General features: G+C 73.7%; 5 protein-coding genes. 1 reads left to right on the top strand and 4 read right to left on the bottom strand.

Annotated elements, in window-relative coordinates:
- The first annotated feature begins 96 nt into the window (after positions 1-96).
- Complete coding sequence (locus ACZ7HT_RS27955; protein ID WP_471170993.1) at positions 97-771, top strand: TetR/AcrR family transcriptional regulator; 675 nt, start codon at positions 97-99, stop codon at positions 769-771.
- A gap of 4 nt (positions 772-775) precedes the next feature.
- On the opposite strand, the gene ACZ7HT_RS27960 is transcribed toward ACZ7HT_RS27955, so the two are convergent.
- The 4 genes from ACZ7HT_RS27960 to ACZ7HT_RS27975 form a co-directional block, all read right to left on the bottom strand.
- Complete coding sequence (locus ACZ7HT_RS27960; protein WP_359513345.1) at positions 776-1,426, bottom strand: thymidine kinase; 651 nt, start codon at positions 1,424-1,426, stop codon at positions 776-778.
- A 54-nt stretch (positions 1,427-1,480) separates the two neighbouring features.
- Positions 1,481-2,686, bottom strand: coding sequence for an alkaline phosphatase family protein (locus ACZ7HT_RS27965; protein ID WP_471170996.1), 1,206 nt, complete (start codon positions 2,684-2,686; stop codon positions 1,481-1,483).
- Positions 2,686-3,282: a DUF5998 family protein gene (locus ACZ7HT_RS27970; protein ID WP_041131637.1), complete on the bottom strand. Its 597-nt coding sequence runs from the start codon at positions 3,280-3,282 to the stop codon at positions 2,686-2,688. The genes ACZ7HT_RS27965 and ACZ7HT_RS27970 overlap by 1 nt, the downstream gene beginning before the upstream one ends.
- Before the next feature lie 286 nt (positions 3,283-3,568).
- Entirely contained in the window at positions 3,569-6,484 is a 2,916-nt protein-coding gene (locus ACZ7HT_RS27975) for a bifunctional acetate--CoA ligase family protein/GNAT family N-acetyltransferase (protein ID WP_471170998.1), read from the bottom strand.
- Between the last annotated feature and the right edge of the window lie 120 nt (positions 6,485-6,604).

Genomic DNA, 6,604 nt, shown 5'->3' on the forward strand with positions numbered 1-6,604 from the left:
CATGGACGTTATAGACGCTAACACAGTTCGTTAACGTCACTACAACCATCCCAGGATTGCCCAGGTCCACCGTGTTAGCGCTGTTATCGTGGGGCCATGTCGACGGCACGAGAGCGCATCCTGGAAGCCACCGGGGAACTGCTCGCCACCAAGGACGCACTGGCCATCTCCACCCGGGCCATCTGCGACCGGGCGAAGGTCGGCGCGCCGGAGATCTACCGCCAGTTCGGCGACAAGCAGGGGCTGCTCACGGCGGTGGCCGACATCGGCTTCGAGCGCTTCCTCGCGGAGAAGCGCCGGAACCCGCTCACCGAGGACCCGGTGGCGGACCTGCGCACGGCCTGGGACAGCCACGTCGCGTTCGCGCTGCGCAACCCGTACCTCTACCGCCTGATGTTCACGCCGACGGGCGACGCCAAGCCGCAGGCCATCAAGGAGGCCCAGGCGATCCTCCTGAAGGCCGTGGAGCGCTGCCGCGACGCCGGACGCCTGCGCATGGCCCCGGAGCTGGCCGGCCAGTCGATCCTCTCCGCCAACGTGGGCGTGTGCATGATGGCGCTGTCCTTCCCCGAACTGTTCGGGGAGCTCTCTCTCTCGTACGCGGTACGGGACGCCGTCATCGGAACGGTCACCGGCGACGAGCGCGAGGACGACCGCCTCGGCACCGCGACCGTCCTGGCCCAGGCCCTGGTCGGCACCCTGACGGGAACGGCACCGGTCGCCGGGACGGCACTCGAGGAGCTGATGCGCACCCTCCGAGGGAGCGCCTGATACGTCAGGCGTTGCCGACGGGCAGGACGTCCGGGGACAAGGCGCCCGCGTGTGCCGCGGCCGAGGTCACGCGGCGGCGGTGATGGCGGCGGCAGAGGACCTCGTAGCCGATCTCCTCGGCCGGGCGGTTCACATCGCCGACGACGACCTGCTCGCCCTCGACGACCATCTCGCCGCCCACCGTGCGGGCGTTGTGCGTGGCGCGGGCGCCGCACCAGCACAGGGCCTCGACCTGGAGCTGCTCGATGCGGTCCGCCAGCTCGATCAGCCGCTGCGAGCCCGGGAACAGCTTCGTGCGGAAGTCCGTCGTGATCCCGAAGGCGAAGACGTCCAGGCCGAGGTCGTCGACGATGCGGGCGAGCTGGTCGATCTGCTCGGGGGCGAGGAACTGGGCCTCGTCCACGATCACGTAGTCGGCCTTTCCACCCTGCGAGAGCTGGCTGACGAGGTACGCGTACAGGTCCATGTCCCGCGGTGCCTCGACCGCGTCCGTCACGAGGCCGAGCCGGGAGGACAGCTTGCCCTCGCCCGCGCGGTCGTCACGCGTGAAGATCACGCCCTGAAGCCCCCGCGCATCGCGGTTGTGGGCGATCTGGAGCGCCAGGGTGCTCTTCCCGCAATCCATGGTTCCGGAGAAGAAGACCAGCTCGGGCATGACGGGACAGGGACCTTTCGGGGCGTGGGAGGGAGGCGTGGGAGGAATCGGGGATCAGGAGCGGACTTCGAGCAGCGGGACGAGCTGCTCCGCGGGGGTCATGGACCCGTGCATGCCGACCATCGCGGACTCGTTCGGCTCGTTGACGGAGGCGGTGATCGCCACGTCGTCGTGGGCCGCGGCGACGACGTCGCCGATCCGGCCGTACACCCGCTCGTCTACCTCGGCGCCGAACCAGCCGAGGTCGATGGCCTCGTCCCGGCTCGCCACCCAGAACTGCTCGCCGACGACCTCGCGCCAGCAGGTGAGGACGTCCGCCTCGGCGCCGGGCACGGCGTAGACGTGGCGGGCGCGGCCCTCGCCGCCGAGGAGGGCGACGCCCGCGCGCAGCTCCCAGTCCTCGTCGAAGTCGATGCGGTGCTGCTCGTCGAAGGGGATGTCGACCATGCCGTGGTCGGCCGTGACGTACAGGGCCGAGCGGGGCGGCAGCTGCTCGGCGAGCCGCTGCACGAGCCGGTCGACGAACATCAGCTGGCCGCGCCAGGCGTCGGAGTCGATGCCGAAGCGGTGGCCGGCGCCGTCGAGTTCGCTGTAGTACGTGTAGACCAGCGAGCGGTCGCCCGCGGCGAGCTGCTCGGCGGCGAAGTCCATGCGCTCCTCGCCGGAGAGCCGCCCGTGAAACGTTCCGCCACTGAGCGCGACCTTGGTGAGCGGGGTCTGCTCGAAGATCGGGGAGGACACCTGGGCGGTGTGGATCCCGGCCTCGTGCGCGTGCTGGAAGACGGTGGGGTACGGCTGCCAGACGCGCGGCGCGGTCCACGGCTTCCAGCGCAGCTGGTTCATCAGCTCGCCGGTCTCGGGGTTGCGCACGGTGTAGCCGGGCAGTCCGTGCGTCCCGGGGTGGAGGCCGGTGCCGACGGAGGCGAGCGAGGTCGCGGTGGTGGCGGGGAAGCCGGCGGTGACCGGACGGCCCGTGCCGCCGCGCGAGGTGCCGAGGAGCGAGGTCAGATACGGGGCTTCGTCCGGGTGCGCCTTGATCTGCTCCCAGCCGAGCCCGTCGATCAGGAAGACGCAGTTCCGGTCGGCCGGGGCCAGCTCCGCGATCCGCGCCTCGAAACCGGGCACGTCCTGGCCGGCCACGAGCGTCGGCAGCAGGTCGCCGAGCGAGCCGGAGGTGTACTCGGGCACCGGCGCGGTCTCCGGCGCGAGCGGGACCGGGTCGTCGGGCCAGCCGTGGGTCACGGCGGTCGGCTGCACCATCAGCGGGTGGGCGCGGCGGTCGCCGCGATGGCTTCGGAGAGGGCCTGGGCGAACGCGAGGGTCTGCCGGACGGTGTCCGGGCCGTCGCCGGCGTCGCTCACGCGCAGGCTGAGGTCGTCGGCGGTGGCGTTGCCGGTGTAGCCGTGGTCGGCGTCGCAGTTGGGGTCGCCGCAGGCGGCGGGCTCCAGGTCGATGCGGGAGACGGCACCCCAGCCGATGGTGAGGACCACCTCGCGGGGCAGCGTGCCCGGCGTGTACGACTCGGGGTTGGCGACGACGCGGCTGACGACGACCGACGAGATCCGGTCGAGCTTCACGGACTCGGTGGAGGTCGTGGCGTACGGCGACGGGGAGCTCGTGTCGGCGGCCTGCTCGTCGGTGTGGCTGACGATGAAGCGGTGCGGCGTCAGGACGAGGACGGTGACGTGGCGCCGGACCTCGTTCGCGTCGAAGGTGGTCTCCTGGTGCACCACGTACGACGTGATGGCCTCGCCGCCGACGGCGGCCTCCACCGCCTCGGCCACGAGGGCCGGGTAGTAGCCGCTGCGCTCGATCGCCGCGCGCAGCCCCTGGGTCGTCGTACCGCTCTTTGCCATGAGCTCCATCCTACGGGGCGGAGGGGGCCCCTCAGGCCCGTCCGCGACGTGACGGTTCCCGCGGGCCTCGCTGACGCGGCGCCTCCGCGGGCCTCGGTGACGCGGCAGCCGCACGGGTCTCGATGACGAGGCGGGCCCGCGGGTCTCGCTGACGCGGCAGCCCGCGCGGGCCGGGCCCGTCCGCGACGCGACGGCTCCCGCGGGTCTCGATGGTGAGACAGGCCCGCGGGTCTCGCTGACGCGGCAGCCCGCGCGGGCCTCAGCGACGCGGCAGGCGCCTCAGGTCTCAGTAACGTGGCAGGCTCCGCGGGCCCAGGTCGGTGCGGGGTGCGGGTGGGGCCAGTCGGACGGTCGCGCCGAGGACGGAAAGTCCGCGGGGGGCCACGACGACCGGCTCCAGGGAGACCGCGACCACCTCGGGGTGGTCGTCGACGAGCCGGGAGACCCGCAGGAGCAGCTCCTCGAGGGCCGGGGTGTCGACGGGGGCGGAGCCGCGCCAGCCGAAGAGCAGCGGGGCGGTGCGCAGGGAGCGGACGAGCTCGGCGGCGTCCCGGTCGGTGGCCGGAACGAGCCGGTGGGCGGTGTCGCCGAGCAGTTCGGAGGGCGCGCCCGCCAGGCCGAAGGAGAGGACGGCGCCGACGGCCGGGTCGATCGCGGAGCGGACGACGGTGTCGACGCCCCGGGGCACCATCGCCTGGACGACGGGCTGGAGCTCCTCCGGTGTGCCGAGGACCTCGGTCAGCTCGGCGTACGCCGTGCGCAGCTGCTCCTCGGTGGCGAGGTCGAGCCGGACGCCCCCGAGGTCGGGGCGGTGGCGCAGGTGGGGCGCGGTCGTCTTGAGCGCGACGGGGTAGCCGAGCCGGGCGGCGGCCGCGACGGCGGCGTCGGGCGTGGGCGCGGGGAGGGTCGGCCGGACGGCGATCCCGTACCGGGCGAGCAGCGCCCCGGCCTCCTCGGTGTCGAGGGTCACACCGCGGTCGTCCACGCCGTCGCCGCCGAGGACCCCTTCGATGAGCGCGGCTGCCCCGGCCTCGTCGATGTCCTCGTACTCGGGCACCCGCCCGGGCTCGGCGGCCTGCCGCCGCCACTGCCCGTACCGGACGGCCTCGGCCAGGGCCCGTACGGCCCGCTCGGCGGCGGGGTAGGCGGGGATGGTGGCCTGCCGCGCGGGGGCGGCGGGTGGCGGGGTCACAGCGGAGGGCCCGGGTGTCGTGTCCGCTCCCGCGGCCGCCGCCGGAGCCCCGGCGGAACGGTTCTCCCGGGAGGCGGCGCCACGTCCCGCCGGCGTCGGCCTCGTGCTCGTCGCGACCGCCAGGGCCTCCGCGAGGCCGCCCATCTCGACGTGGACGACGACGACCGGCTTGGTCGGCGCGGGGGCGGAGGCGACGGCCTCGCGGAGGGCGGCGGCGAGCACCTCGCCGTCGCCGAACTCGGTGGCCCCGTCCTCGCCGACCCAGGGGATCGCGTTGACGACGACCGCGTCGGACGTCTCGTCGGCGAGCGCCGCCGCCAGCGCGTCCCGGAAGTCCGCCGGGACCGCCGCCGTCGTGAGGTCGAGGGGACGCAGCGGGCGCAGTCCCTCGGTGAGGCAGGCGTCGTACGTGAGGAGGCCGAGGGACTCCGAGTTGCCGAGGATCGCGACCCGGGGCCCGGCGGGCAGCGGCTGGGCGGCGAGGAGCAGTCCGGCGTCGACGAGTTCGGTGACGGTGTCGACGCGGATCACCCCGGCCTGGCGGAGCAGGGCGGAGACCGTGGCGTGCGGGATGCGGGTGACCGGCACCCGGTGGCCGGGCGGGGCGCTGCCGCTGTGCCGGGCGCCCTTGACGACGACGACGGGCTTGACGGCGGCGGTGCGGCGGGCGAGCCGGGTGAACTTGCGCGGGTTGCCGATCGACTCCAGGTAGAGGAGGACGACGTCGGTGCCGGGGTCGTCGTACCAGTGCTGGAGGAAGTCGTTGCCGGAGACGTCGGCGCGGTTGCCGGCGGAGATGAAGGAGGAGAGTCCCGCGCCGCGCCGGTGCAGCCCGGCGAGCAGGGCGATCCCGATGGCGCCGGACTGGGTGAAGAGCCCGATCCGCCCGGCGGCCGGCATCTGCGGCGCGAGGGAGGCGTTGAGCCGGACGCCGTCGGCGGTGTTGATGATCCCGAAGGCGTTGGGGCCGATGATCCGCATGCCGTACGAGCGGGCCTGCCGTACGAGCTCGCGCTGGCGCTCGCGGCCGGCGGCCCCGCTCTCGGCGTATCCGGCGGAGAGCACGACGAGGCCGCGCACTCCGTGTTCGCCGCAGTCCGCGACGGCCGCGGGGACCCGTTCGGCGGGGACGGCGACGACGGCCAGGTCGACCGGTTCGCCGATGGCGCCGATCGAGGGGTGGGCGGGGACGCCGTCGAGCTCGGTCGCTCCGCTGAGCGCGGCGTTCACCGCGTACACGCGTCCCGTGAAGCCGCCCCCGAGGAGGTTGCGGAGCACGGTCCGGCCGACGCCGCCGGGCGCGCGCCCGGCGCCGACGACGGCGACGGAGCCGGGGGTGAGGAGGCGCTGCACGGAGCGCGCCTCGGCGCGCTGCTCGCGGGCGCGCTGGACGGCGAGGGAGCGGTCGGTCGGTTCGAGGTCGAGGTGGAGGCGGACGGAGCCGTCCTCGAAGCTGCGCTTCTGGGTGTAGCCCGCGTCGGTGAAGACCTTGATCATCTTGGTGTTGGCGGGGAGCACCTCGGCGGCGAAGCGCCGGATGTCCCGCTCGCGCGCGACCGCCGCGATGTGTTCGAGGAGGGCGGAGGCGACTCCTCTGCCCTGGTGCGCGTCCTGGACGAGGAAGGCGACCTCGGCCTCGTCGGCCGGGGCGGAGGCGGGCAGGCCCTGGGCGTTGATGCGGTCGTAGCGGACGGTGGCGATGAACTCGCCGCCGACGGTCGCCGCGAGCCCGACCCGGTCCACGAAGTCGTGGTGGGTGAAGCGGTGGACGTCCTTGGCGGACAGGCGCGGGTAGGGGGCGAAGAAGCGGTAGTACTTCGACTCGTCCGAGACCTGCTCGTAGAAGCTGACGAGCCGGTCGGCGTCGTCGGCCGTGATGGGCCTGATGCGCGCGGTGCCGCCGTCACGGAGCACCACGTCCGCCTCCCAGTGATCGGGATAGGCGTGCTCCGCCGGGGCGGGTGGAGCCGGTGTTCCCGCCGCTTCCGACTGCTCCGACGCGCTCTGCATGGGGTCAGCCTAGGGGGTGGGTTTGTGGGTTCGCCCCAGCCCCCCCCGCAAAACCCACCCCCACCCCCCCAACACCCCCTACCCCCCCCGCCCGCCTCATTCTTTTTTCCCCCGTTCGTT

This window comes from Streptomyces sp. NPDC037410, from assembly GCF_055602235.1.